Origin of the sequence: uncultured Roseovarius sp., assembly GCF_947489715.1 — a bacterium.
Lineage (GTDB): Bacteria > Pseudomonadota > Alphaproteobacteria > Rhodobacterales > Rhodobacteraceae > Roseovarius.
Genome location: NZ_CANLER010000003.1, coordinates 156,345 through 181,892 on the forward strand (window position 1 = coordinate 156,345; position 25,548 = coordinate 181,892).

General features: G+C 57.9%; 23 protein-coding genes. 6 read left to right on the forward strand and 17 right to left on the reverse strand.

Annotation, left to right across the window (positions count from 1 at the left end):
* Positions 1-41: 41 nt before the first annotated feature.
* Together Q1B27_RS10355 and Q1B27_RS10360 are read right to left on the reverse strand one after the other, a co-directional pair.
* Positions 42-1,799 carry a hydantoinase B/oxoprolinase family protein gene (locus tag Q1B27_RS10355; RefSeq protein WP_299847176.1) on the reverse strand — a complete coding sequence of 586 codons (1,758 nt, stop codon included), beginning with the start codon at positions 1,797-1,799 and terminating at the stop codon, positions 42-44.
* A complete protein-coding gene (locus tag Q1B27_RS10360; RefSeq protein ID WP_299847178.1) occupies positions 1,796-3,853 on the reverse strand; it encodes a hydantoinase/oxoprolinase family protein in 2,058 nt (685 codons plus the stop codon). Before Q1B27_RS10360 ends, Q1B27_RS10355 begins: the two co-directional genes overlap by 4 nt.
* A 235-nt stretch (positions 3,854-4,088) precedes the next feature.
* On the opposite strand from Q1B27_RS10360, the gene Q1B27_RS10365 reads away from it, so the two are divergent.
* On the forward strand, positions 4,089-5,468 hold the full coding sequence (locus Q1B27_RS10365; protein WP_299847180.1) for a hypothetical protein: 1,380 nt from the start codon (positions 4,089-4,091) through the stop codon (positions 5,466-5,468).
* Between the two features lie 99 nt (positions 5,469-5,567).
* On the forward strand, positions 5,568-6,842 hold the full coding sequence (locus Q1B27_RS10370) for an ABC transporter substrate-binding protein (protein ID WP_299847182.1): 1,275 nt from the start codon (positions 5,568-5,570) through the stop codon (positions 6,840-6,842).
* 360 nt (positions 6,843-7,202) lie between these two features.
* Here the strand turns inward: Q1B27_RS10370 and Q1B27_RS10375 are convergent, their stop codons facing one another.
* From Q1B27_RS10375 to Q1B27_RS10415, 9 genes are all read right to left on the reverse strand, one after another.
* A complete protein-coding gene (locus Q1B27_RS10375; protein WP_299847183.1) occupies positions 7,203-7,394 on the reverse strand; it encodes a Trm112 family protein in 192 nt (63 codons plus the stop codon).
* Positions 7,391-8,035: an LON peptidase substrate-binding domain-containing protein gene (locus Q1B27_RS10380; RefSeq protein ID WP_299847185.1), complete on the reverse strand. Its 645-nt coding sequence runs from the start codon at positions 8,033-8,035 to the stop codon at positions 7,391-7,393. The genes Q1B27_RS10375 and Q1B27_RS10380 overlap by 4 nt, the downstream gene beginning before the upstream one ends.
* 26 nt (positions 8,036-8,061) lie before the next feature.
* On the reverse strand, positions 8,062-8,970 hold the full coding sequence (gene trxA, locus Q1B27_RS10385; protein WP_299847186.1) for a thioredoxin: 909 nt from the start codon (positions 8,968-8,970) through the stop codon (positions 8,062-8,064).
* A 72-nt stretch (positions 8,971-9,042) separates the two neighbouring features.
* On the reverse strand, positions 9,043-9,333 hold the full coding sequence (locus Q1B27_RS10390; protein WP_299847188.1) for a hypothetical protein: 291 nt from the start codon (positions 9,331-9,333) through the stop codon (positions 9,043-9,045).
* Positions 9,323-10,375 carry a hypothetical protein gene (locus Q1B27_RS10395; protein ID WP_299847190.1) on the reverse strand — a complete coding sequence of 351 codons (1,053 nt, stop codon included), beginning with the start codon at positions 10,373-10,375 and terminating at the stop codon, positions 9,323-9,325. The genes Q1B27_RS10390 and Q1B27_RS10395 overlap by 11 nt, the downstream gene beginning before the upstream one ends.
* Entirely contained in the window at positions 10,375-10,779 is a 405-nt protein-coding gene (locus tag Q1B27_RS10400) for a DUF4383 domain-containing protein (protein WP_299847191.1), read from the reverse strand. Before Q1B27_RS10400 ends, Q1B27_RS10395 begins: the two co-directional genes overlap by 1 nt.
* Positions 10,776-12,266, reverse strand: coding sequence for an FAD-dependent oxidoreductase (locus Q1B27_RS10405; RefSeq protein WP_367181349.1), 1,491 nt, complete (start codon positions 12,264-12,266; stop codon positions 10,776-10,778). The genes Q1B27_RS10400 and Q1B27_RS10405 overlap by 4 nt, the downstream gene beginning before the upstream one ends.
* A 93-nt stretch (positions 12,267-12,359) precedes the next feature.
* Positions 12,360-12,764 carry a hypothetical protein gene (locus Q1B27_RS10410; protein WP_299847193.1) on the reverse strand — a complete coding sequence of 135 codons (405 nt, stop codon included), beginning with the start codon at positions 12,762-12,764 and terminating at the stop codon, positions 12,360-12,362.
* Positions 12,765-13,583 (reverse strand): sulfotransferase family protein, encoded by an 819-nt coding sequence (locus Q1B27_RS10415; protein WP_299847195.1) that lies wholly within the window; start codon positions 13,581-13,583, stop codon positions 12,765-12,767.
* 150 nt (positions 13,584-13,733) lie between these two features.
* Here Q1B27_RS10415 and Q1B27_RS10420 point away from each other — a divergent pair, with 150 nt between their 5' ends.
* Both Q1B27_RS10420 and Q1B27_RS10425 read left to right on the forward strand, forming a co-directional pair.
* Entirely contained in the window at positions 13,734-15,311 is a 1,578-nt protein-coding gene (locus Q1B27_RS10420) for a DUF5928 domain-containing protein (protein ID WP_299847197.1), read from the forward strand.
* Positions 15,312-15,322: 11 nt separating this feature from the next.
* Complete coding sequence (locus Q1B27_RS10425) at positions 15,323-15,700, forward strand: HIT domain-containing protein (RefSeq protein WP_299847198.1); 378 nt, start codon at positions 15,323-15,325, stop codon at positions 15,698-15,700.
* 153 nt (positions 15,701-15,853) lie between these two features.
* Here the strand turns inward: Q1B27_RS10425 and Q1B27_RS10430 are convergent, their stop codons facing one another.
* Positions 15,854-16,309 (reverse strand): Lrp/AsnC family transcriptional regulator, encoded by a 456-nt coding sequence (locus Q1B27_RS10430; protein ID WP_299847200.1) that lies wholly within the window; start codon positions 16,307-16,309, stop codon positions 15,854-15,856.
* A gap of 118 nt (positions 16,310-16,427) precedes the next feature.
* Between Q1B27_RS10430 and Q1B27_RS10435 the strand changes: the two genes are divergently transcribed.
* Positions 16,428-17,624, forward strand: a complete 1,197-nt coding sequence (locus Q1B27_RS10435; RefSeq protein ID WP_299847202.1) for a methionine gamma-lyase — start codon at positions 16,428-16,430, stop codon at positions 17,622-17,624.
* 12 nt (positions 17,625-17,636) lie between these two features.
* Positions 17,637-20,027 carry a transketolase gene (locus Q1B27_RS10440; RefSeq protein ID WP_299847204.1) on the forward strand — a complete coding sequence of 797 codons (2,391 nt, stop codon included), beginning with the start codon at positions 17,637-17,639 and terminating at the stop codon, positions 20,025-20,027.
* Between the two features lie 114 nt (positions 20,028-20,141).
* On the opposite strand, the gene Q1B27_RS10445 is transcribed toward Q1B27_RS10440, so the two are convergent.
* From Q1B27_RS10445 to purH, 5 genes are all read right to left on the reverse strand, one after another.
* Positions 20,142-21,455: a pitrilysin family protein gene (locus Q1B27_RS10445; protein ID WP_299847205.1), complete on the reverse strand. Its 1,314-nt coding sequence runs from the start codon at positions 21,453-21,455 to the stop codon at positions 20,142-20,144.
* Positions 21,452-22,780: a pitrilysin family protein gene (locus Q1B27_RS10450; RefSeq protein WP_299847207.1), complete on the reverse strand. Its 1,329-nt coding sequence runs from the start codon at positions 22,778-22,780 to the stop codon at positions 21,452-21,454. Before Q1B27_RS10450 ends, Q1B27_RS10445 begins: the two co-directional genes overlap by 4 nt.
* Before the next feature lie 113 nt (positions 22,781-22,893).
* The gene (locus tag Q1B27_RS10455) at positions 22,894-23,412 is read right to left on the reverse strand and encodes a DUF3035 domain-containing protein (RefSeq protein ID WP_299847209.1); all 519 of its coding nucleotides are present in this window, start codon (positions 23,410-23,412) and stop codon (positions 22,894-22,896) included.
* A gap of 52 nt (positions 23,413-23,464) precedes the next feature.
* On the reverse strand, positions 23,465-23,935 hold the full coding sequence (gene lspA / locus Q1B27_RS10460) for a signal peptidase II (protein WP_299847211.1): 471 nt from the start codon (positions 23,933-23,935) through the stop codon (positions 23,465-23,467).
* A gap of 13 nt (positions 23,936-23,948) precedes the next feature.
* Entirely contained in the window at positions 23,949-25,538 is a 1,590-nt protein-coding gene (gene purH / locus Q1B27_RS10465; RefSeq protein ID WP_299847213.1) for a bifunctional phosphoribosylaminoimidazolecarboxamide formyltransferase/IMP cyclohydrolase, read from the reverse strand.
* Positions 25,539-25,548: the final 10 nt, after the last annotated feature.

Here is a 25,548-nt window from a genome sequence, read left to right on the forward strand (position 1 = left end):
AAAAGGTTCGAAGAATCCTGAGTCCTGCCTAGTTTTTCAACCTAATCTGAACGGGCAGCGCCGAGTTTTGACCTGAGTATCTCAGTCTCGGCAATGTTCAATTCGCCTGCTGCCGTCACGACCACGCCAAAGAAATCTCGCGCTTGGTCGGACGTATATCTCTCCAGGGCCACATCGTGCGCCACTGCTTCAGGGACTCGGGTGAAAGGATCGCCATAGCCGCCGCCGCCTGGAGTTTTAACCCGCACCCGATCTCCGGGGGACAAAGGAATGTCCTGCTCTTTCGAGAGATGCTCAGGTGTGTAGGGTTGGTCACTGTGCCAGACAGTTACCTCATTTGGCGCGCCGTCAGCCCCGCCCAAGGCCCCTTGCGGGCCAAACCGGCCATGATCCATGACAAAACTGGCTTGCGCCCGTCCGCGCCGCAGCTCGACCTCATACTCCAGCCCAAAGCCGCCGCGCATCGCACCGGCCCCACCGGACCCTTCGCGCAGGGCATATCGGCGGTAGAGCACCGGAAAGGCCTGCTCCATGATCTCGACCGGGGGCGCCTTGGAGATGCCGATGGTGGAGCAGCCATTGCTCAGCCCGTCGCCATCCGCCGAACCGCCATAGCCCCCGCCCGAAAGCTGATACATGACGAAATCGCGACCCCGTTCCGGATCATGCCCACCCAGGGCAAAATTGCCGCTGGTGCCCGCGGGTGCCGCCGTGACGCGATCTGGCAGGGCTCCGACCAGCGCGGCAAAGACCGCTTCGGCAATGCGCTGGCTCACCTCTGCGGCACAGCCCGATACCGGGCGAGGGTATTGCGCGTCCAGAAACGTGCCCTCGATCCCGATCACGTGCAGCGGCTCGAACGCACCGGCGCTGATCGGCACTTCGGGAAAGATATGCCGCATCGCCAGATAGACCGAGCTGAGCGTCGTTGCCCGCACCGAATTCATCGGCCCCTTGCAGGGCGGCGACGTTCCGGTGAAGTCGAAGACCAAATCGCCGCCGTCATGTGTCACCTGCAATCGGATCGCAAGCGGCTCGTTGACCACGCCGTCACTGTCGACCCAGGCGGTTGCATTATGCGGCCCGGCGGGGATGTCCCCGATAAAGCTGCGCATCTGCTGCGCCGCGCGGCGTTTCAATTCGGCGATGGCCGCGCGTACGGTATTGTCGCCGTAGCGATCCAGCAGCAGATCCAGCCGCTCCGCGCCCAGCTCCAACGCCGCCGCCTGCGCCTTGACATCGCCGATGCGCTGATCGGCCACGCGGATATTGGAACAGATGATGCTGTAGATCTCGGTGTCCAACACGCCCTCTTTGAACAGGCGTACCGGCGGCAGGCGTAGCCCCTCTTGCTCCACGGCCGTGGCCGAAGCGGAAAAACCACCCGGCACCGCGCCACCCGTATCCGGCCAGTGCCCGGTATTGCTGAGCCAGCACCAGAGGGCGCCATTGCGGTAATAGGGCCGTGCAAAGCGCACATCCATCAGATGCGTACCGCCCAGATAGGGATCGTTGACGATATAGATATCGCCCGGCTGGGGCGCCGCCACCTGTCCGCTGCTAATCATCCCGATCAATGTGCGGGTGGAATATTGCATCGTGCCCACGAACACCGGCAAGCCGCCCGCGCCCTGCGCGATAAGCGCGCCGTCAGCGGCATCATATATGCCGTCCGAGCGGTCATTCGCCTCGGCGATCACTGGCGAAAACGCCGTGCGGGAAAAGGCCAGATCCATCTCGTCACAGACCTGTTGCAGCCCCGCCTGAATGACAGAAAGCGTGATCGGATCAAGGCTCATGCCGCGCCTCCGATGGTGATGACGATATTGCCATGTGCATCACCAGTCGCGCTGTCATCCGGTTCGATCAGCACTGTTGAATCCATCTGTTCGATGATCGCGGGACCGTTGAGCGTGAAGGTAAGGGGCAAGTGATCGCGCCAATAGATCGGAGTATCGAAAGTACCACTTTCAAACCGCACCTCGCGAGTGCCGGTCTGCGCCGCGCGTAGGGTATCCTTGCGCCCTGCCGGGTCGATCAGCGCCGACAGGTCGAGCGCCTCCCGCACGCCGATGACCGAACAGTTTGCGTTGACCACATTGGCCCTGATCTCAGGCAGTTCGACCCGGAAACGTTTGTAATACGCAGCTTCGAACAGCTGTTGCAGGGTGGCCATGTCAACCTCGGGGCCTTCCAGATCGACCCGCAAGATATGTGTTTGCCCGGTAAACTGCATGTCCACGCTGTAGAGCTTGCGCAGCTCGTTGATGGCCACAGGTTCTGCTGATATCAGGCGCTCACCCTCCTTCGCCTGCTGCGCAAACACATCTTGTAGGGCGCTGTTTTCGAGCACGTCCAAGGGTGTGTTGATCGTGTTGACGAAGTCATGGCGCAGGTCGGCCACAACACAGCCAATCGCATTGGTGATACCGGGGCGTGCCGGCACTAACACATGCGGCACACCCAATTCTCGCGCCAGCGCCGCCGCATGCAGTGGCCCCGCCCCGCCAAAGGCAAACAGCGCAAAATCGCGCGGGTCGGCCCCCAGCGAAAGCGATACCATGCGGATCGCGCCCGCCATTTTCGTGTTCGCGATGCGGATCACCGCCTCGGCAGCCTCGACCGCACTCAACCCCAGAGGCGTGCCAAGCGTGTCAAGAAACACCTGCTCGACATCCACCATTGCTACGCCACCTTTCACCGCCAGCTTGCAGGGATCAAGCCGTCCCAACAAAAGGTTGGCATCGGAAATCGTGGGCCGAGTCCCCCCGCGCCCATAGCAAATCGGCCCAGGGTCAGCGCCCGCACTTTCAGGACCAACCTCCAGCAGTCCCGCTGCATTCACCCGCGCGATCGACCCACCGCCAGCGCCAACCGTACGAACATCGACCATCGGCACGTGAATCGGCATGGCATATTCGATTTCGATCTCGTTCGACACAGCGGGTTCCGCACCCCGGATCAATGCCACATCGGTCGACGTGCCGCCCATGTCATAGGTGATCAGCTCTGGCATCCCAGCCAATCGCCCGGTATAGACAGCCGCCATCACACCCGAGGCCGGGCCGGACATCACCGTCTTGGCGGCCTCCGCGGTGACCTTGCGTGCAGATACCATGCCGCCATTACCGTTCATCACCAACACGTCGCGACCATAGCCATCTTTGGCCAGCTCTGCGCTCAACCGCCGCAGATACCGCGCCAAAATAGGCTGCACACTGGCATTCACCGCTGCCGTCACGCCGCGCTCGAATTCGCGGCTTTCCGACAGAATCGCATGGCCAAGAGTGATATGGTCGTTGGGCCAGATACGTGACAATAGCTCGCCCGCGCGGCGCTCATGGCCGGGATTGGCATAGGCATGCAGGAAATGCACGACCACGGCCTCGCATCCCGCCTCAATCAGCGCCTGCCCGGCGGCCAGCACGGCCGCTTCATCAAGCGGCACGACCACCACGCCACTGGCATCGATCCGTTCCGGCACCTCGAGGCGCAGGTTACGCGGAATGATCGGTGTGAATTGACCGGTCATGCCGTAGGGCTGCGGCCGCGTCCGGCGGCCCAATTCCAGCACGTCGCGAAACCCTTGCGTGGTAATCAGCCCTGTGCGGCTCAGCTTGCGCTCCAGCACCGCGTTGGTGGTGGTTGTGGTTCCGTGCACGATCAAGTCCAACGCCGCCAGATCACACTCGGCCATGTTTAGCGCATCAAGTACACCATAAGCCTGATTGTCAGGAGTGCTGGGCACTTTCGACATCCGCACAGTGCCCTCGGACTGATCCAACTCGACCAGATCGGTAAAGGTGCCGCCAACATCAATTCCCGCCACCATACCAGACTGATTATCAGCCATCCGCTCCCCTTTCAAAGTCTCGCGAAGAGTTGGCGAGCAAACTCCAAAAGTCAACGCATCGCCACATGCTCAATTTCCGCGTTCCGGCGCAAAGCGCTCAACCCAACTCATCTGCAAAGAAATTCTCACCTGCACGATGAACGCGGTGATCTCCTTGCGATTATCGCACCCACTGCGCGCAAATGTCTCTTTCCCCGCGACACCAGCCGGGTAATCTCGGCCACAAAGGGGCGACATGCGAACACTTATCCTGATATCAATGCTGATGGCGCCAAGTATGGCGCTGGCGCATGCCTCGGAACAAGGTTTCGTGTTGCTCCTGCCCACGGATGTTTACATCACTGCTGGCGTGGCCTGCGTGGCACTGACGGTTGTCTTACTTGTGTTGACGCCTGCGCGCCTGGCAAAGGGCATTTTTCACCCAATACCGCTTCTGCCCCGCCCTCAACTGCCGTTACATCACCTCTCCAGCTGCGCCGCTGCACTCTTGCTGGCCATCCTGGTCTGGATCGGGTTCACAGGTTCGCGTGACCCGCTGGTAAATCCTCTTCCGCTCTTTATCTGGACCGTGTGGTGGGTCGGTTTGGTCAGCCTTCAGGGGTTGCTCGGCAATCTCTGGCGCTGGATCAATCCGTGGACAGGTCCGGCCGCGTTGCTGAGCCGACTAACTGGACTGCGCGCACCCTATCGCTATCCACGCTTTCTGGGATTTGCACCTGCCATCGTGATCTTTTTGGCCTTTGCCATCCTGCTCTTGGCCGACCCGGCCCCAGCTGACCCGGCGCGACTGGCTCTCTTTGCTGGCGGGTACTGGTACGCCACTTTGTTGGGGCTGGTCCTGTTCGGTCCACGCTGGTTAATCCGGGCTGAAGCATTGACCATCCTGATGCGCACCTATGCCCGCGTCAGCCTGTTGGGCCGCAAAGGTCCGGGCCTCGCTCTCGGCCTTTCTGGTTGGAAGATCATAGCCCGGCCACGGGTGCCTCTGGGCTTGGCAATTTTCATTCTGATTCTGCTGGGCACGGGCAGTTTTGACGGTCTGAACGAGACTTTTTGGTGGTTCGGCCAATTGGGTCTTAACCCGCTGGAGTTTCCCGGTCGCAGCGCGGTTGTCACTCAGACCATTCTCGGGCTGATTGCCGCAAATACGCTCCTGATCGCGGCCTTTTGCCTCTCTATCTGGCTGGGCCTCAGAATTTCACATGCCGATATGAGCTTGACGCAAGCGTTTTGCCTCTTTGCACCGTCGATCCTACCGATTGCGTTTGGCTATCATGTCGCCCATTACCTCACCAGTTTTATGGTCGACAGCCAATATGCTCTGAAGGCTGTCAACGATCCGCTGAACACCGGTGCGAACCTGCTGGGATTGGGGCAGTTCTACGTCACCACCGGATTTTTCAACACGCCCGGCACCGTACGCACCATCTGGCTGACACAGGCGGGGGCCGTCGTGATCGGGCATGTCATTGCGATTTTACTGGCGCATGCGCTGGCATTGCACGCCTTTGGCACCCGTCGTCGTGCAGCGCTGTCACAGGCACCGCTGGCCCTCTTCATGGTGTTCTACACCTTCTTCGGGCTTTGGCTTCTGGCGTCGCCCCGGGGGCTTTAAGATTTGTTTCGGCTGGACAAATCCGGCCCCACTTCGCAAAATCAGCTCTGACGCGGGCCCCGGATGGGCCTGCCCACTCAGACATGGGAGACTGAGGACATGACCAATGCCACCACGCGCCGCGGTGCACTGAAAACGCTTGCCGCCGGTGCGACAGCCGCCAGCCTGCCGCTCTGGGCGCGCTACACCAACGCCCAGACAGCCGCGCCGATCAAGATCGGTTTTCAGGTGCACCGTACCGGTATCGGTGCCGCCTATGGCCGCTGGTATGGCCGCACCACCGAGGCCGCCGTCAAGCTGATCAATGAAGGTGGCGGCATCAATGGCCGCATGGTCGAAATCGTTGCCGAGGATGACGGTACCGACCCCAAGCGTGGTGCCGAAGTGGTCGAAAAATTCGCCACCCAGCATAATTGCGATGTGGGCTTTGGCACACTTTTCAGCCATGTCGTGATCGGTTCCTCGCCCCGCGCCGGAGAGTTGAAACTGCCTTATTTCGTGGTCTCTGAAGGTCACCATGTGGCCAGCGGCATGCTCAATCGCTATACGCTTCAACCCGGCATTACCGACGTGAAAAGCCAGGTACAGGCGATGGCGCCCTATGTGGCTGAGAACCTGGGCAAGAAGGTCACGATGATCTTTCCCGATTTCGCCTTTGGCCATGATCACCGCGATTTCTTTACCGCCGCAATCGAGGCGCAGGGTGGCGAAGTTCTGGAACATATCGCGATCCCACCCTCCGAGACATCCTTCACCAAATACTTCCCGAAGATTCCACGAGAGACTGAGGTGCTCTATCACGTGATGGTCGGCCCGGCCGTGCTGACTTTCGTCAAGGAACTTGGCGAATTCTTTGGCCCGCAGCGGCCCGAAATGTTCGGTTTCATCGACAGTCTGGAAGCGGTCGATATTTCCAGCCCCGGCCTCGAATACCTCGAGGGAACCTATTTTTGGGAGGGCAATCCCCGCAACGCACAGGCAGATCAATCCGAACATGACAAGTTTTACCGTGCTGCAGTCGGCGTCGATGACAATGGCGCGTCAATCAGCGACCCGACGGATGTATCAACCTATGCCCACATGTTCGGCTGTTGGGAAACGCTGCACGTCATCAAGGCGGGCATGGAAGCGGCGGGTTATCAGGGGCCGGATGACCGCACTGCCCTGATCGAAGCGGTCGAAGCGATGAGCGATATGCCCCATAGTCAGGCGCATCCGCAGGGTGCCAAGATCTTCAATGGCAAGACACACCAGGTTTTTGGACATCAGTACATTTCGCGGGTCGAGGGTGGCAAACTGATCAAGGTGCACACCACCTCGATCGAAGACACGCTTTATCCCGATGAGGTCGACTACACCACGCAGGCCTTCTGAAATCTGCGTAGTTTGACAAACAAACCAGAGCACGCAACGGGTCACCCGGTATAGATGGACGTTTCCTGTGCCGGGTGTCCCACAACTCTGTCGAAGAATATCTTTCCCTTTCAACCGTTTGGCGTCGCCGATACCCCGGCGGTTTCACACTGGCAACTGTGTCCGCGGCGATCCGTAAAAAAACATTTCATAGGTAGAAATGCCGTCGGCTCGATGAATTCGGCAACGTTCGGGTATCGCGCGATAAAAACCATGCCAGAGTATACACAAACCCCAAAATGCTACTTCGAAAGAACCAATTTAGCGCGCATTCAGGTGGGCAGTTGGGGCATACACATATTGCAGCGGCTGGAAATGCATTCAGTCCAGAGCCCGCGCCTCGTCAATCAGCATGACGGGAATACCGCTGCGGATGGGAAAGGCCAGACCCGCCGCGCGACTAATCAATTCCTGCGCTTTGACATCATATTCAAGCCTGCTTTGGGTCTGTGGACAAATCAAGGCCTCAAGCATACGACGATCAAATGCTGGTTGGGACGTTTCATCGGTCATTGCATCAATTCCTCATCGTCGCCACCACGGAGGGCAAATTCTATCAGCGTGACCAATGTTTCGCGTCGCGTCGACAGCGATGGTGCTTCAAGCAACGCTTGTTTATCCTCGGGCTCGAATCCCAGAAGCATCGACAGCGAATTGATCAACAATTCATCATCCGCCTCTTTCAAAGACTCCCAATCAGTTTGCAACTCGCGTGCCTGAAAATAGCGCCCTAAAAGATCAAGAAACGGTCCGCGCTGGAAATGCACGTCAACATCCGTGGGACCCAGATCGCGTTCAAAGCCGGCCCAAGAAACCCGTGCCCGCCGATAAGGGGTAAATCCATCGATCTCTTCAACCACACGGTATCGGGACAGACCTGAAAGCGTGATCATGTATCGCCCATCTTCGGTTTCGGAAAACTGGGTGATACGACCCGCGCATCCGATCGAATAGAGCGCATCATCGCAGCCGTTTGGCACTCGATTTGGCTGGATCATTGCAACCATGCGTTCCGGCGTCTTCAGTGCATCATCCAGCATCGCCAGATATCGAGGCTCGAAGAGGTGCAGCGGCAGTCGTGATCGCGGCAGCAATAGCGCCCCCGGCAAGGGAAAGATCGGAACGACATCCGGCAGATCAGCGGGGTTCTTCATGACCCTAACCTAGCGCAGGAAGCGGCTCAGGCAAATATCATCGAACTCAGTTTTCGGCGGCCGTTTAGAACCACGGGATCGTTAGGTTTGAGCGCCTCAAAAATGGTGAAGAGCTGTTGTTTTGCAGCGCCTTCATTCCATTCCTGATCGCGCCGGAAAAGCTCCAGTAGTTGATCGACCGCCTCTTGCGTTTGACCATTGGCGTTAAGCGCCTGCGCCAGATCAAATCGTGCCTGATGATCTTCGGGGTTGGCGTCGACGGCAGCGCTCAACTCGCCGACAGGTCCGGCATCTGCGGCCTGACGTGCCAATTCCAATTGGGCATGTGCGGCCTCGATCTCGGGTGTCTGGCTGATCTCGGCAGGGGCGCCATTCAGGATCGCTTCGGCCTGGTCCAGATCATCCATAGCAATATGCGCCCGAGCGAGCCCGGCATAGGCGCGGGCATTGACCGGATCTTCCTGCAGAATGGCGGCATAGGTCTGTGCCGCGTCGGTTGCAGCGCCTTCCTCCAGCATCTCGTCGGCGGCATCAACCGCCTCATCCAAACCGCCGCTTGCATCACCGCCAGCCGCGGCCACAGCGCGGTTTACGAACTCGTCAATCTCAGATGGTGGAACCGCGCCCTGAAATCCGTCAATCGGCTGGCCTTGCCAAAACGCATAGACCGTCGGGATCGACTGCACCCGCAACTGGCCAGCAATCGCCTGATTTTCATCGACATTGACCTTGGCCATTTTGACCGCACCCTTGGCCTTGGTGACGGCTGCTTCCAAAGCCGGGCCAAGCGTCTTGCATGGGCCACACCAGGGCGCCCAGAAATCGACGATCACCGGAACGGTCTTGGACGCCTCGATCACGTCGGCCATGAAATCGGCCTCGGTCACGTCCTGGATCAGGTCATCTGCGGGGGGTTGGCTGCCAAGCTCAATCATGTCGCGCCACTCCATTAGCATGCTGCGTTGGGTTGTGCGTTACATGGCGCAGGTGCGGCCATGTTGCAAGGCCTAGCGCGACGGTAACGGCAGACACCCCGGCAGGCCCGCGGGCAGCACAAGCCGCCCACCGGCCCGGTAGAGCGCTTGCCCCAGCCCTGGCGCATCCGACCGGATGGCAACCCAACCGGCACCGCCACCAATCACGGCAGAGCCATCGGGCAGGTTTGCAATAAAGCTCTCGGACGGTAAAATTACGATCGCCCCAGGGGCAGCATCGCTGAGGATCATCACTGCCGCCAATATGGCGACCCAGCCAATGAAGACACAACTAAGCGCCAGCAACCAGTGCCTAATAGTCATGGATATGTTCAAGTGTCAGCGGACCGGTCTGCATCTCACGCAACCGCTGCGCCAGATCAGTCACTTTCAGCAGGATCAGGTGCCGAAAGTCGTCATATCCCTGCCGTGGAAAGCTATAGAGCGCACTGTTGACCCGGCCACCGGGCGCCGTGGCCGTCAGCAAAATATCGTCATTGCCTGCAATTTCGGTGAAATTCACACCGTCTTGCGCCATCCGGTTCAAAAGGTCGGTAAGTTCGCGGTAACGCGGGGTTTCAATCTCGACGCCCTCATTATTTGGTCCGATCACCGTGACGCCCTCGTAGCCTGCCAGTATCTCAGCGGTAGCGTCGTGCACAACCATGCGCAGCCGCAGTTCATCCGCGCCGACACTGACCACGGCCTGCTCGATCACACCCGCATAGATCGACTTTACACCGTATTCCAACTGAAGAGCCAACAGCCGTTCAGTATCGCGAAAACTGCCGGTATTGTTGTCCAGAAGCTCCTGCGCATCCATCGAAAAATCCCATTGGTACCAAGGCACCTGCTGCAGAAATTTAGCATAAGCCATCGCCTGGCGCGCCGACAGATCATCAAGCGGCGCGCGCTCCTTGCCGCGCATCAGTGTGGCCAGCCGACCGATGGTTTCCTCGTAAGCGGCCTTGGCCAACATCTCGGCGGTGAAGCTGACGCCGATGGTATAGACCATCTGCTTGGTCTCATCCGGGAAACCGCCATGTTCGGCCGAGGCATAGGACAGCTCGCATAGCGACGACCAGAATCCCGTGATCGCGCGCAGAAATCCGAACTGATGCGGATCGCCGTCGGAAATCACCCACGCGTAATCGTCGTAGGCATGCACGATATGCCATTCCGGATAGGTCAGCAGCGTGCGCGATTCCGCCCGGTGATGTTCCACCGGCAACAGCGCTGCGTAATTCGCCTCGACCGGCTTGCGGATACAGCTGAGTTCCACATAACCCACCGGCAACAGCAAAATGCCCGCCAGCAGGACCAGCACCAAACCCAGCCGAAACAGCCATTTGAGTAGGCGGCGCATTAGGCGCGCTCCAGCCTAAGGCCGGCCCAGAGGGCGAAGCCCCCAAGTGCCACATGCGGCAGGTTGGCAAGGACCCGCGCCAGCGTGAAGGACAGCCCAGCGGACGGGTTGGTAAAAATGCCCATATCCAGATAGCCGTACCCAGTGAAAAACCCGAACACCCCGTCGCCCAGATAAAGCGCGCCGAAGATCACCAGGAATATCTTGGCCGCCCGGTGGCTGGTCAGCGCTGCCGCCAGTGCCCAGATAGCCGAAGCCACGTGCAGCGCGTCGTCAAACAGATCCAGCGCAAAGATCCCAAATGCCAGCCCCTGATCATCGGTCAGCCCCGGAATATAGTTGAGCGAGGCGGCGATCATCAGCGCCACGAAATACCCCAGTGAAATTTTCTGCAAAATGCTCATATCGCGCCCAGATACGTGTCCCAAAGATTGTTGCGGAAGGTCAGGCTCGGGTCCAGCGCGCGTTTCGCGGCGGCGAACTCGGGCGCGCGCGGATAGGCGCGGATCAGTTGCTCGGTCGTCGCATGGGGCCTGTATGGCAGGTAATAAGTGCCGCCGATATCGGTGATCCCGTCGATCAGTTCGCGGGTCATGCGGGCCATGTCGACCTCGGCCCGGACGGTCATTTCCTGACTGAACGACATAACCGCTGCGATCCGCGGCACCGACGCATAGGCCAGCCAACTGTCGGGGTCGGCGGCGATGAACCGCAAGGTGACATTCAGGAATTCCTGATAGGACGCAGGTATAACCCGCTGGCAAACATCGATGAAATCGGCAAAGCGGTCGGCGGCAACGAAATACTCGTGCAGGATATCCGTGCGTTGCGGGTCGCGGTCATCCAGCGTGATCACCGGCTCGTTGATCAGCGAATTGCGTGTTGCCGCGCCCCCGGCCAGTCGCGGCCCGACATCGGTTTCCGTCCACCAGCGCAGCCGCTTGATCCGTTCGTTGCCCAGCTGCGCCCGGTAGACATACCTTGCCATTTTCGAAGCAAACCCCGAGCCGCTGGCGGCTGGCAGATCATCCTGATCTTCGGTTGCACGGTAGGTGATCATCAGCGCATGCTTAAAGAAATTCGCGCGGTCCACATTCAGCCTGCCATAGGCCATTGTCACGGACCCATCGGCCAGCGTATCCATGAACCGCGTGCCGAATTCAGCGGCAGGCATCTCTTCGAAATCAGGTTTCAGCCTTGTGTTCGGGGCCATCTCGACCACCATCGAAGTGATCGCCCCGGTTAGCCCGTACCCGCCCATCGTCATGCCGAACAGTTCGGTATTTTCAGTCCGTGAACAGGTCACCAGATCGCCCGAAGGCAGCACCATCTCAAAGCTACGCACCGTGGCACCCATCGGCCCCAGCCGGACCGGCCAGCCATGGGCGTTAACACAGAAGGTCGCCGCCACGCCAAAATCATTGTTTGATTGCATAACCTTAGGCCCAAATCCCAGCGGATCAAGCGCCGCGAGAACCTGGCTCCAGCGGGCGCCGGCATGCACCCGGAAGGTACCGTTTGCCGTGTCCGGCTCGATCCAACCATTGTCATAGGTGACCGCATAACCTTGACGGGGAATCGCCTGCCCGCCCATCGAGTGCCGCGCCGCACCGACGTTGAATGGCAGCCCGTTGGCTCGGGCATCACTTAGCTCGGCACGGATCGCGGCGACCAGCGCATCGCCGGGGTCCTGGTTCAGGATTGCATGTCTGAAAATCGGTGTTTCGCTGAGCCCACTGGCGTCGTTCATTGTAGTGGCGGCCCCAGTGGGCTCCAGCGATCTGGTCCCATCCAGAATGGGTTTGGCGGGGGTGAAATGCCGGGTCGCCCACCCGCCAATCACCGCCCCGCCGCCCAAGAGCAAAGTACGTCGGGAGATACTATTCATCATACTAAAATTTGCCCCTAAAATCAGTTTTCAATATTTTGGAAAAAATAGATAGGTCTGGAAATCCTGACCTTGTGCAACTATGGCACGAGTGCATCACCGCAGTTCTTTCCGTATCATCAGCTTCAGCCCCGACCAGGTGTCATCGACGGCGCAGACCTTTACATCCACCAGCCCCAGGGACAGCGCAATGTTGCGGATCACATCCTCGGTCAGGTCCGTGGGTTGTTTCGAGGCTTTCTTGGGCCAGCTGACCCAGATCATCCCGTTCCGTGCCATCAATGGCAGCGCTGCTTGTAGGTGACTTTCCACATCAACCCGCCGGTTACTGAAGATGTGGATAAAATCCGCGCCCGCCGCCAGCGTCTTTCGAAACACAAGATCGGGCGCCTCCGGCCCCAGCAGATCGGTATACCTGTCCGGAGCATCCAACAGCACGGCGTTCTGGCCGGCTTTCAGCCCTAGCTTGGCATGCAGCGGACGGCCCGAATACCCTGCCATTTAGTCACCCAGCTTGACGTGCACCTCGTCCAGATCGATCTCGCCAATGGGCATCTTGTTGGACGGGTCCTGAAAATCATATTTGAAAAGCTCGAAATCGCGTTTGTAGATTTCGTAGACCAAATGCATCGACAGATCGTCGAAATAATCTTCGACCGGGTGCGCACGCTTCGGGCCGTGACCTTCGGATTCGTTAAACCGCGGTATCTTCTTGATGTTCACCTTCTTCGGCGTCTTGATGGATTTCAGAACCTCGGCCATGCCGTCGTTGAATTTCTCGGTCCAGAAAATCTTGTCATAGGTACCGCCGTTTACGATGAAGGTCGACACATGGCCCGACTGTGCCGACCAGTGAATATCCGGCTCCATCGGGCGGCGCCAGCGGATGGTATCGCGGGCAAAAAGCAGGAACCGGCGGAAGCTTTTGATCTGGTCGAACTCCTGCTTGCCGTCATCACCACCGACCTCGATCCCGTATTTCTGCACCAGGAGAGGCACGAGCTTGCCACGATAGCGTTTGCCATTGCGCTGAATGCCACAAATCTTGTCGAAAAAACTACTCAGAATACGTGTGTAAGGGTTACGCACGCAGGTGAAGGCATAGGATTGGTGCGCAGTTACGTTGGCCGAGATCGTCGGCTGACTGTCTTCGCGCGCCCATTTGTGCAAGCCATCGGTGGCGTCGTGGATGTCGCCATCGAAAAATTCGCCGTGATCTGAATAATACATAATCTGACCAATAGTCGAGCAGGCGCATTTCGGCACCACGCGATAGACCACACTTTCACTTTCGGTCATCCAGGTGCCGGGAAACCCCATTCTGCCGCCTCCACGCTCGATCTGCCCGCTTTTTGAGAGCTTTATGGTTTTTAACCCGTTAAAAAATTCAAAGAAAGCCTGTTTATTCAAGGCTTGTTCATGCGTATCAATGTAAACAATCGACGCAGCATCGGGTAGATCGTTTCCAGAATGGCTAAAATCGCCTTTATTCTTCTGTGCCACAAGGATCCGGATGCGATCATTGGTCAGGCCGAGATGCTGACTGCGGCGGGCGATTACATGTCGATCCATTTCGATGCTCGCGCCAAACCTGAAAATTACCGCAAGATCCGCGAAGCGCTTGACGAAAATCCTAACGTCACATTCGCAAAAAAACGGGTCAAATGTGGCTGGGGGGAATGGTCACTGGTGCAGGCAACGCTGAACGCGATAGATGCCGCAGCCACGACCTTTCCGCGCGCCACGCATTTCTACATGCTCTCGGGTGATTGTGCGGCGATCAAATCCGCGAAATACGCGCATGATTTCCTGGATGCGCGGGACATGGATTACATTGAAAGCTTCGATTATTTCGAAAGCGATTGGATCAAGACCGGCATGAAGGAAGAGCGGCTGATCTACCGCCACTACTTCAATGAACGCAAAAACAAGCGCCTGTTTTACACCAGCGTCAATCTACAACGAAAACTGGGCCTGACCCGCGAGATTCCGAACGACATTCAGATTCAGATCGGCAGCCAATGGTGGTGCCTGCGTCGGCGCACCGTTGAATGGATTTTGGATTTCACCCGTCAGCGCAAGGACGTGATGCGGTTTTTCCGCTCGACCTGGATCCCGGATGAGACTTTCTTTCAAACCCTTGTGCGCCATGTCGTGCCCGAGGCCGAAATCGAAACCCGCACCCTGACCTTCCTGATGTTCACCGATTACGGGATGCCGGTTACATTCTACAACGATCACTACGATCTGTTGCTTTCCCAGGATTTCCTTTTTGCCCGCAAGATCAGCCCCGAAGCGCTGGAACTCAAGGAACGGCTGGGCGCGCTTTATGCCGACGATGACGCACAGTTCCAGATCTCTAACGAGGGGCGCAGCCTGTTCAAGTTCCTGTCGGGGCGCGGCCGGATCGGACGGCGCTTTGCCAGCCGCTTCTGGGAGACCGAAAGCACGCTGGGGCGCGAGCGCGAACTAATGATCGTGATCTGCAAAAAATGGCACGTCGCCAAGCGCCTGCTGGACCGCATCCGCCAGATCACCAATGTGCCGGCGATCGAATATCTCTTTAATGAAGAGGATACCGCCCTGCCCGATCTGGGCGGCATTCAGGCGACGCTGGGCAAGCGTACCCGCCACCGTCGCGCGCTGATGCGGATGCTGTTTGACTATTACGAGACGGATCGCCTGATCGTCTGCATTGATCCCGGCAATTTGGATCTGTTGCAGGATTTCTGCGGCGACCGCTCCACCACCAAGCTCTTGGAGGTGCAATGCGACTTCACCGACAGTTATCTGATAGGCCACGCCATGCGCGTGGGGCTGGCGGGCGAACAGACACCTGCGGAAACGCTGGAGCGACTATTGCCCACGATCCGCGGCGACATGACATTCGAAAGCGACCGGATCAGGGATGCCGAATTTGAAAACCACATGGTGATGCGGCAATCTGCGGATCGCGACCAGAATGCCAATCTGCTGGCGCGTTTCCTTGATCTTCCCGCCGAGAAGACGCAAGAGATTGTCGAACAGGACTATCTATTTGCCGATTAAGGATGTGCCCCATGCCCTACAACTATGATGACCAGAATATCTTTGCCAAAATCCTGCGCGGTGAAATCCCCAACGACACAGTGCTGGAGACCGAACACACATTAGCTTTCAACGACATCCAACCTCAGGCCCCCGTGCATGTGCTGGTTATTCCGAAAGGGCCTTATGTCTGCCACGACCATTTCGCCCTTAATGCCAGCGATGCCGAGATTGCTGATTTCACCCGTGCGGTTGGCAAAATCTGCCAGATGAACAGCATCCAGCCGGGTGAGGGTGGCGAGGGTTACCGCACCATCGCAAACGCTGGTTCGGACGGCGTACAAGAGGTGCCGCATTTCCACATGCATATCCTTGGCGGTCGCCCATTGGGTCGGATGCTTTCAAAATAGCGAATGACCACGACGCATGAAGTTTCTGTTTGTCGCATTGGTCGATGCGCAGACCAAAATTTCGATCCGAAATACGAATTGAGTGCTAGCTTTGCTTTGGCGGCCCGATTTGCAGCCCTACCAATTCAAACCAAAATCTCTCACCCATGAAAACTACAGTTGAGGAAACACGCTCGTCTTTTTGACCACACCATAAACAAAGCTTGTATCAATCGACCCGACACCACCAATGGAGTGGATGCGCCTACGAATAAAATTCTCGTAGGCATCCAATCCCGACACCATCACTTTTAGGAAGTAGTCGGTGCCACCGGTCAGCATGTAGCATTCCAGTACCTCTTCCATCCGTCCGACCTGTTGCTCAAATTGCTTCACTGTCTCTTCGTTGTGCCGTTCCAGACGAACCTGCACGAAGGCAGTGATCGGCAATCCGTAGACGGCTGGATCAACATCCGCGCTGAAACCGACGATCGCACCGGAAGATTCCAGATTGCGCAAACGGCGCAGGCAGGGTGATGGTGACAGGTTTACACGCTCTGCAAGATCCTGGTTCGTCATCCGGCCTTCTTGTTGAAGAGCACGTATGATTTGGCGATCTTTTCTGTCCATTCGTATCTCTCTGGCATTTTATGCCAATATTCTTACTAATGTTAGCATAAAAGGCAATATACCACCTCGTGACCTGTGCCATGATTCCCGAAAATCATTCACAGGAGTTTGCCGCCTCATGACCCAAGGTTTCGCCACCCGCGCCATCCACCACGCCTATAACCCGCAGGAAAACGAAGGTGCCCTGACGCCTCCCTTGCATCTGACGTCAACCTTCGCATTTGAAAGCGCCGAGGCTGGCGGGGAGATGTTTGCGGGTGAACGACCCGGCCATTTCTATTCCCGGATATCAAACCCCACTTGCGATCTTCTTGAGAAGCGTATCGCCACCCTGGAAGGCGCCGAAGCAGGGCTTGCTTTGTCCTCTGGCATGGGTGCCATCACAGCGACCCTATGGACGTTACTCAGCCCCGGTGATGAGGTGATCGTCGACAGAACGCTTTATGGCTGCACTTTTACCTTTCTTCAGCACGGGCTGGCGAAATGGGGGGTAAAGGTGACCCATGTGGATTTGACGAATCCCGACAACCTTAGGGATGCAATCACCGGAACGACCCGTGTCATCTATTTTGAAACCCCAGCAAACCCGAATATGCGGCTTGTGGACATCGCCGCCATTTCCGAGATTGCACATGACATGGGTGCGACGGTTGTCGTGGATAACACCTATGCCACACCGTACCTGACCCGGCCGATTGCATTAGGGGCGGATATCGTTGTTCACTCCGCCACCAAGTATCTTGGCGGCCATGGTGATGTGGTGGCTGGTCTGGTGGTCGGCAGTACAGAAAAGATTACAGAAATACGTCTGATCGGCATGAAGGATCTGACCGGGGCAGTGATGGCGCCGTTCAATGCGATGCTGATCTTGCGGGGACTGAAAACCTTGGCGCTCCGTGTCGATCGTCACTGTGCCTCAGCCCAGATCGTTGCTGAATGGCTTGAAAAGCAGCAGGGTGTCGGCAAGGTATTTTATCCAGGTCTGGATAGTTTTGAACAACATGATGTTGCCAAGTCTCAAATGGATCAGCCCGGCGCTATGATTGCCTTCGAACTTGATGGCGGTTTTGAAGCAGGCCGCGCGATGATGAACCGGCTGAGCATGATCCAACGCGCTGTCTCACTTGGTGATGCGGAAACGCTGATCCAACACCCAGCCTCTATGACCCATTCGGTCTACACGCCTGAAGAACGCGCTGCGCATGACATCAGCGATGGCCTCATTCGTCTCTCGGTCGGGCTGGAAGAAGTAGACGACATCATCGCGGACCTGCAACAAGCGCTGCCAGCACCCGCCCGCATGGCTGCCGAGTAAGGGAGCAAGACCATGAGTGACAAAACCCACCTGAAGACCATCGAGCAGCGGCTTTTATGGCTTTCTCACTGGATGGTCCATCATGCGAACCATATTCGCCCCAAGGAAGACGGGATTAAAATCGGCGGTCATCAGGCCAGCTCAGCCTCGATAGTGTCGATCATGACTGCGCTCTACTTCTCGGCGCTCAGGCCCGAGGACCGTGTTGCGGTGAAGCCCCATGCCAGTCCGATTTTTCACGCGATACAATATCTCATGGGTAATCAGACCCGCGAGAAGATGGAGAATTTCCGTGGTTTTGGCGGCGTGCAGAGCTATCCCAGCCGAACCAAGGATATTGACGATGTAGATTTCTCCACCGGCTCGGTTGGACTTGGCGTGGCGATCACATCATTTGCGTCCATGATGCAGGATTACATTCAGGCGAAACCCTGGGGGCAGGACGTGCCCATGGGACGGATGGTTGCGTTGGTCGGTGATGCTGAACTGGACGAGGGCAATATCTACGAATGCCTTCAGGAAGGTTGGAAAAACGACCTGCGCAACACCTGGTGGATCATCGACTACAACCGCCAATCCCTTGACGGGATAGTCCGCGAAGGTTTGTTCTCGCGGCTGGAAAAAATCTTTGATGCGTTTGGGTGGGATGTGGTGCGCGTGAAGTACGGCGCGCTTCAGCAGGCAGCGTTTCAGGAACCGGGCGGCGAAAAGCTGCGCGCGTGGATCGACGCCTGCCCAAACCAGGAATATTCCGCACTGACCTTTATGGGCGGTGCTATCTGGCGCAAAAGGCTGCTTGATGACCTTGGGGATCAGGGCGAGGCGAGCGCACTCATTGAACGGCGCAGTGATGCGGAATTGGCCGCGCTGATGGAAAATCTCGGCGGCAATTGCGTACAGACGATGGCCGACACCTTTGCCGCCATAGCACACGACCGCCCCACCTGCTTTCTTGCCTATACGATCAAAGGATGGGGAACACCCATCGCTGGTCACAAGGACAACCACGGCGGATTAATGAACAAAGCCCAAATGGCCAAATGGCAGCAACATATGGGTGTGGCCGAAGGCACGGAATGGGATATGTTTGCAACGGTCAAGGACATCCCCGGGTTGCAGAATTTTCTTGGCAAGGTGCCTTTCTTTGCCAATGGCCCGCGCCGGTTCAGCGACACAAAATTGCCCGTGCCAGCCATTGCCATAGACACGGATCGAGAGATTTCGACCCAGATGGCCTTTGGGAAAATCCTTGACACATTGTCAAAAGGTAACACCCCTTTGGCGGAGCGTATCCTGACCACCTCTCCCGACGTGACCGGTACGACCAATCTAGGGCCTTGGGTGAATAGACGGAAGCTATTTGCCCGCGAGGCACAGGCTGACGTTTTCATCGAACATCGCATCCCGTCCACCGCTAAGTGGGAGTTTGCACCTGAAGGTCAGCATTTGGAACTCGGCATTGCCGAGATGAACCTTTTTCTGCTGCTGGCTTCAGCGGGGCTGTCACATAGCCTGTTTGGCAAGCGCGTGATCCCGATTGGAACGGTTTACGATCCGTTTGTGTGCAGGGGCCTCGATGCCCTGAACTATGCTTGCTATCAGGATGCGCGGTTCATGATCGTCGGCACTCCCTCGGGGCTGACATTGGCGCCCGAGGGTGGTGCACATCAATCCATCGGCACCCCGTTGATTGGCATGGCGCAGGATGGGCTGGCATCGTTCGAGCCCGCCTTTGCCGATGAGCTTACCGTGATAATGGAATGGGCGTTTGATTACATGCAGCGCGATGGCGAGGATGACCCGGATGAGCGCACCTGGCTGCGTGACGAAACCGGCGGCAGTGTCTATCTGCGTCTCACGACCAACCCGATTGAACAACCCGGCAAGCGCGTTGATGACACCTTCAGGCAAGGCGCCATCGACGGGGCCTATTGGCTGCGGCAGCCGGGTCCGAATTGCGACGTGGTCATCGCCTATCAGGGTGCGGTCGCACCCGAGGCGATCAAGGCGGCTGGTGCGTTGGCAGATGCGCGTCGCGATATCGGTGTGCTGGCCATCACCTCGGCCGATCGCCTGAACGCGGGTTGGTCGGCGGCGCAACGCACCCGTGCGCGCGGCAATGAACACGCCACCTCCCATATCGAACGTTTGTTGGGCGTGCTGCCTGCCCACTGCAAGATCATTACTGTGATAGATGGTCATCCGGCGACTTTATCATGGATTGGCAGCGTTGCCGGCCATCAGACAATTCCTCTTGGTGTCGAGCATTACGGTCAGGCCGGCACCATCGGCGACCTTTATCGCCACTACGGGATTGATGCAAAAGCGATCGTCGACAAGGTACATGGCCTAACGATCGGAAGACCCCGGCGATCAGCCTCGACTACTACCTTGTCAGCCTAGCGACACATCACAACCAAAAACCGGGGCTATGATCGTTCACAAGGCATATCTAAATCGCTGGTCTGACCAACATGTCGCCGCAGGATTTTTCGAGCCAGCTCGGAGGCTTCGGTCCTAATTGATCGTAGTTTCCAGGCCTTCGGGTTTTCCTGTGACCACAAAGGTCAGGCTGTCAGGATCCAGCAATTCCTTTGCGACGCGATTGATATCCTCCAGCGTGACGGCATTAACTTTGTCATTGCGCCTGGCGATGTAATCGGTCGGCAGACCTTCCATCTGCATCCCTACAGCGATGTTTGCAATCGGACCGTTGCCGTCAAACCGCAAGGGATAAGCACCGGTCAGATAAGTCTTAGCGTCGTTCAACTCAGCCTCGGTCACACCATCTTCTCGGATACGCTCCCACTCGGCGCGTATCACCTCAATTGCTTCGGCTACGCGATCATTGGCAGACGAAACTGACCCCATCCAGACCTGCGCGCTATCCATGTCCAAAAGGTAGGAGTAAACACCATAGGTCAGTCCGCGTTTCTCGCGCACTTCGGTCATCAGACGGCTTTCGAACCCACCGCCCCCAAGAATGTGGTTGAGGATATAGGCGGCAAAGAAATCATCATCATCACGGTCAATTCCAGGCTGTGCAAAGGTCGCTACCGACTGCGGCGTGTCAAAATCCACCACCTTTATACCACCCGGTAGATTGGTTTCGGCATAGCCAGGCATCGGCGCGCCCTCGGCAGGCAACCCTCCCAGCAGATCGTCCAGTAGAACTGTCAATTCCCCAGCGGTAATATCGCCGACGGCACTTACATAGACCCGGTCCAACGCCAGCGCATTCTGGTGCGCCGCAATGATATCTTCGCGGGTCAGGGCAGCCACGCTTTCCAGCGTGCCATTGCGCGACGAGCCATAAGGATGATCACCATAGACCAGCGTATCGAAGGCACGAGCAGAGATGTCGCGCGGATCTTTCAGGTCGGACTGGATGATCGAAATCACTTGCCCCCGCACCCGATCCAAATCCGCCTGTTCAAAGCGCGGTTGTATCAGGCTGGCCCGCAACAGTGCTGCTGCCTCATCGCGGTTTTCGCTCAGCATCTTGGCCGAGACCGACACCACGTCGTCGCCGGTATCATATTTGAAAGATGCCGCCAGCCCTTCGACAGCACGGGCAAAGCCGCGCGAATCCAATCCGTCAGAGCCTTCTTCAAGCAGGGCCATCATCAGGTTGGTCGCCCCGCGCTTGCCCGGTAGATCCAGCGCAGCACCACCGCGAAAACGCAGTTCAAGTGCCACGAAAGGGATCGAATGATCCTCAACCAGCCAAGTATTAATACCGCCCGGCGTCGTCAGTTCCTGTATCTCGACCTCTGCACTGGCTGGCAGGGCCGCGAACAACGCAACAAAGGCGAAAACAAAACGGATCATTGGGTCACCTCCGGGGCGCGCAGCCATCCAGTGACGGCATTCTTGCGGTTAAACACATTCTCGGCCGCTGTCATGATGTCCTCGGCCGTGACCGCATCCAAAATATCAGGCCAGGCCTGCACATCCTCGATCGTCAACCCTTGCGACAACGCCCGGCCATAGCGATTGGCAAGTGAGCCGACATTGTCTCGCTCATAAATCTGGGAGGCCCGAATCTGCATCTTGATGCGCTCCAATTGCTCGGCATCAATCCCATCCTTCATAAAATCGGCAACGACCTGATCCATCGCCGCCTCTGCATCTGCCAGCGAAACACCCGCAGCCGGGACAACGAAAAGATTGAAAGTCGTATCATCCAGTGAAGACCCACTATACCAAGCGCCGGATTGCACGGCGGTCTGGGTGTCGAATTGTAGCTTCTCGGCAAAGACCGAGGTCGTACCGCCACCCAAAACCTCCGACAATATGGTCAGGGCTGCGGCCTCTTCTTGCGCACCGCTATCGCGTTCCGGTGCCAGATAGGAACGGCTCACATAAGGCTGTGCAACGCGTGGATCTTCAAACACCAACCGACGCTCAGCCATCTGCTGCGGTTCCTGAGCGCGCAGACGTTCGGGCAGCGCAGGATTGGCCGGAATCACGCCATAATAGGTCTCCGCCAGCGCACGTACATTCTCTGGTTCAACGTCACCAGCCACAACCAATATCGTGTTGTTGGGTGAATAATAAGTACCATAGAAGGATAGCGCATCCTCCAGCGTCAGTTCCGGCATTTCATGCCGCCAGCCGATGATGGGAACCCCGTAGCGGTGATTGAGGTACTGTGCCGCGTTCTTTTGCTCACTGAACAGGGCCGACGGGTTGTTTTCGACCCGCTGGTTGCGCTCTTCGATGATCACGTCGCGCTCGGTCAGGATCTCTTCTTCACCCAGCTGGATGTTTTTCATCCGGTCACTTTCCATGCGCATCATCAGCTCTAGCCGATCGGCGGCAACCCGCTGGAAATAGGCAGTGTAATCATAGCTGGTGAAGGCGTTATCAGTACCGCCATTGCGTGCCACGGTGGCGGAAAACTCGCCCGGTTCCAGCGTTTTTGTGCCCTTGAACAGAAGATGCTCCAGGAAATGCGCAACCCCCGACGCGCCCGGCGGTTCATCCGCCGAGCCTGCGCGATACCACAGCATGTGCACGACCACGGGCGCGCGGTGATCCTCGATCACAACCACCTGCATCCCGTTATCCAGATTGAAACTGCTGACCTGATCGTCTGCCGCTGCGGGCAGGGCCATTGCGATAAAGGCAAAAGCGGCAATTAATCTGCGCATCAAGAACGTCTCCCTTTGGCCCGGATGCCGGGCAGTGAGATAAAAGATACGGGTCCGCCGCCCCGGTTCAAGGTCCGGACAAGCAAACCTGACAGATATGTGAGGTCAACCGTCTACTCTTCGGGCGGAGCCGACGGCACCGTGATGCCCGCCCGGCGCAGGCGCCGGAACTCGGCATCGCCGTTAAGCCACTGGCGTTTATAGGCATTGGTGTAGTCGTCAATCGGACCGATATTGAAGATATTGACCCGCCCGTGACGGCGACGCACCTCTTTGTCCTCGGCGCGCAATGTCTCTCGGATGCCAGCTTTGACACCGTAGCGACCGGTGTGGCGCACCAGACCAGCATCCGCCGCCGGAATACCAGCGGTGGCCAGTGCCGCCGCATTGCCGCCAAGCGCCGCAGCACTATCAGCCAGAGGGTTCTGGTCGGTCAGGTTGGACCCACCCGGCGTCGGCGTGGGCAGCGCGGCATAGCTTTCCGGTGCCTGCAATGGCTTGCCCGGGATGATGGTAAACTCATCCGGCCCATCCCCGGTCTTCTTGATCCGTGTCAGCGGCTTGTCTTTGTTGCCACAGGCCGAAACAAGGCCCAGCATCAGAAACACCATCAATACGCGCGACCAGCTCATCGCCACTCTCCTGCAACATCTCGGGTTGGTTTATCGCATAGCTTTGCCAAGGTCACGAGGGCTTTTTATCCGAGGTGAACAGGATCAGACCAAAGGCGCCGGCAAAGACCGCGATATCGGCCACATTGAAGGCATATGGGTTGTCGAATCCGCAGCAGGACATGTTCAGGAAATCCGCGACGGCACCGTACAATAGCCGGTCGATCACATTGCCCAAAGCCCCCCCCACCAGCACCCCTGCCGAGATTTTCTGCCAGCGGTTAGGCACGATGCGCGACACCCACCAGAGCACCCCGACGGTGATGGCCAATGCGACAATGATCAAAATCCAGCGTGTTAGTGGGCTATCTTGTGAAAAGAGGCCAAAATTGATGCCATAGTTCCACGCCATACGAAAGTTGAGGATCGGCGGCCAGACGTCGATCCGGCCCAGTTCCTTCAGGTTCATCGCGTGGACAACAAGGTACTTGCTCATCTGGTCCAGCAGGAACGTCAACGTAGCGACCGCGATTATAGTGCGCATGAACGGACTGCCCTTAATGCCGGAAATGACGCATGCCGGTCAGCACCACGGCCAGCCCTGCCTCATCGGCGGCAGCGATCACCTCGTCATCACGCATCGACCCGCCTGGATGGATTACGGCGGTGGCTCCGGCTTCTGCGGCAGTCAGCAGACCATCGGCAAAGGGAAAGAACGCGTCCGAAGCCACGACGCTGCCTCGGGTCAGCGGCGTGGGCAGCCCCAATGTCTCGGCCATGTCCTGCGCCTTGCGCGCCGCAATCCGGCAACTGTCAACGCGGCTCATCTGCCCCGCGCCGACACCCACGGTGGCGCCGTCCTTGACATAAACGATAGCGTTGGATTTCACGTGTTTCGCGACCTTCCAGGCAAACAGCATATCCGCCATCTCCTGATCCGTCGGTGCGCGTTTGGTCACGACCTTCAGGTTCGAGGCGTCAATATGACCATTATCCTTGTCCTGCACCAGATACCCGCCCGACACCTGCTTGAGCATCATCGCGGCCGTGCGCGGGTCGGCCAGGCCATCTGTCGTAAGCAGGCGCAGGTTTTTCTTGGCCTCAAAGATCTTGCGCGCATCATCATCAGCGCCCGGCGCGATCACCACCTCGGTGAAGATCTGGCTGATCTCTTCGGCGGTGACCCCGTCCAGCGGCTGATTGAGCGCGATGATCCCGCCAAAGGCCGACGTGCGGTCGCAATCAAAAGCGCTGGTGTAGGCCGCTTTCAGAGTGTCCGCCCGGGCCACGCCGCACGGGTTGGCATGTTTGATGATCGCACAGGCCGGGCCCTGCGCCGGGTCGAACTCACTGACCAGTTCAAAGGCCGCATCGGTGTCGTTGATATTGTTATAACTCAACTCCTTGCCCTGCAGCTGCATGGCGGTGGCCACGCCGGGCCGGTTAGAGCCATCGGTATAGAAGGCCGCGCTCTGGTGCGGGTTTTCGCCATATCGCAAGGTCTGCGCCAGTGTCCCGGCCACGGCGCGGCGGCGCGGGGTTTCGACATTGATCGCTTCGGCCATCCAGGATGAAACGGCTGCGTCATAGGCCCCAGTCCGGGCATAGGCCGTCTGTGCCAGATGCTGGCGAAACCCAAGCGTGGTCTGCCCGCCATTTGCATCAAGCTCGGCCAGCAAGGGCTCGTAATCCGCAACGTCGACCACGACATTCACAAAGGCGTGGTTCTTGGCCGCCGCCCGGATCATCGCCGGGCCGCCAATGTCGATATTCTCGATGCAGGTATCATAATCGGCGCCCTTGGCGACGGTTTCCTCGAACGGGTAGAGGTTCACGACAAGCAGGTCAATCACCCCGATGCCATGTGTCTCCATCGCTGCCTGATGGTCGGCATTGTCGCGCAACGCAAGCAACCCGCCATGTACCATCGGGTGAAGGGTCTTGACGCGGCCATCCATCATCTCGGGGAAACCTGTCACTTCCGCGACGTCGCGTACATCCAGCCCGGCCTCGCGCAGCGCCTTCGCGGTGCCGCCGGTCGACAACAACTCGACCCCGCGATCAGCCAGCGCCTTACCCAGCTCAATCAGGCCGGTCTTGTCAGATACAGAAAGAAGCGCGCGGCGCAGGGGGGTGAGGTCGGTCATTTTGGCAGCT

Bases quoted from the DNA above. Each gene is read 5' to 3' on its own strand.
- Q1B27_RS10355 (WP_299847176.1), bottom strand. From the start codon at position 1,799: ATGAGCCTTGATCCGATCACGCTTTCTGTCATTCAGGCGGGGCTGCAA.
- Q1B27_RS10360 (WP_299847178.1), bottom strand. From the start codon at position 3,853: ATGGCTGATAATCAGTCTGGTATGGTGGCGGGAATTGATGTTGGCGGC.
- Q1B27_RS10365 (WP_299847180.1), top strand. From the start codon at position 4,089: ATGCGAACACTTATCCTGATATCAATGCTGATGGCGCCAAGTATGGCG.
- Q1B27_RS10370 (WP_299847182.1), top strand. From the start codon at position 5,568: ATGACCAATGCCACCACGCGCCGCGGTGCACTGAAAACGCTTGCCGCC.
- Q1B27_RS10375 (WP_299847183.1), bottom strand. From the start codon at position 7,394: ATGACCGATGAAACGTCCCAACCAGCATTTGATCGTCGTATGCTTGAG.
- Q1B27_RS10380 (WP_299847185.1), bottom strand. From the start codon at position 8,035: ATGAAGAACCCCGCTGATCTGCCGGATGTCGTTCCGATCTTTCCCTTG.
- trxA (WP_299847186.1), bottom strand. From the start codon at position 8,970: ATGATTGAGCTTGGCAGCCAACCCCCCGCAGATGACCTGATCCAGGAC.
- Q1B27_RS10390 (WP_299847188.1), bottom strand. From the start codon at position 9,333: ATGACTATTAGGCACTGGTTGCTGGCGCTTAGTTGTGTCTTCATTGGC.
- Q1B27_RS10395 (WP_299847190.1), bottom strand. From the start codon at position 10,375: ATGCGCCGCCTACTCAAATGGCTGTTTCGGCTGGGTTTGGTGCTGGTC.
- Q1B27_RS10400 (WP_299847191.1), bottom strand. From the start codon at position 10,779: ATGAGCATTTTGCAGAAAATTTCACTGGGGTATTTCGTGGCGCTGATG.
- Q1B27_RS10405 (WP_367181349.1), bottom strand. From the start codon at position 12,266: ATGATGAATAGTATCTCCCGACGTACTTTGCTCTTGGGCGGCGGGGCG.
- Q1B27_RS10410 (WP_299847193.1), bottom strand. From the start codon at position 12,764: ATGGCAGGGTATTCGGGCCGTCCGCTGCATGCCAAGCTAGGGCTGAAA.
- Q1B27_RS10415 (WP_299847195.1), bottom strand. From the start codon at position 13,583: ATGGGGTTTCCCGGCACCTGGATGACCGAAAGTGAAAGTGTGGTCTAT.
- Q1B27_RS10420 (WP_299847197.1), top strand. From the start codon at position 13,734: ATGGCTAAAATCGCCTTTATTCTTCTGTGCCACAAGGATCCGGATGCG.
- Q1B27_RS10425 (WP_299847198.1), top strand. From the start codon at position 15,323: ATGCCCTACAACTATGATGACCAGAATATCTTTGCCAAAATCCTGCGC.
- Q1B27_RS10430 (WP_299847200.1), bottom strand. From the start codon at position 16,309: ATGGACAGAAAAGATCGCCAAATCATACGTGCTCTTCAACAAGAAGGC.
- Q1B27_RS10435 (WP_299847202.1), top strand. From the start codon at position 16,428: ATGACCCAAGGTTTCGCCACCCGCGCCATCCACCACGCCTATAACCCG.
- Q1B27_RS10440 (WP_299847204.1), top strand. From the start codon at position 17,637: ATGAGTGACAAAACCCACCTGAAGACCATCGAGCAGCGGCTTTTATGG.
- Q1B27_RS10445 (WP_299847205.1), bottom strand. From the start codon at position 21,455: ATGATCCGTTTTGTTTTCGCCTTTGTTGCGTTGTTCGCGGCCCTGCCA.
- Q1B27_RS10450 (WP_299847207.1), bottom strand. From the start codon at position 22,780: ATGCGCAGATTAATTGCCGCTTTTGCCTTTATCGCAATGGCCCTGCCC.
- Q1B27_RS10455 (WP_299847209.1), bottom strand. From the start codon at position 23,412: ATGAGCTGGTCGCGCGTATTGATGGTGTTTCTGATGCTGGGCCTTGTT.
- lspA (WP_299847211.1), bottom strand. From the start codon at position 23,935: ATGCGCACTATAATCGCGGTCGCTACGTTGACGTTCCTGCTGGACCAG.
- purH (WP_299847213.1), bottom strand. From the start codon at position 25,538: ATGACCGACCTCACCCCCCTGCGCCGCGCGCTTCTTTCTGTATCTGAC.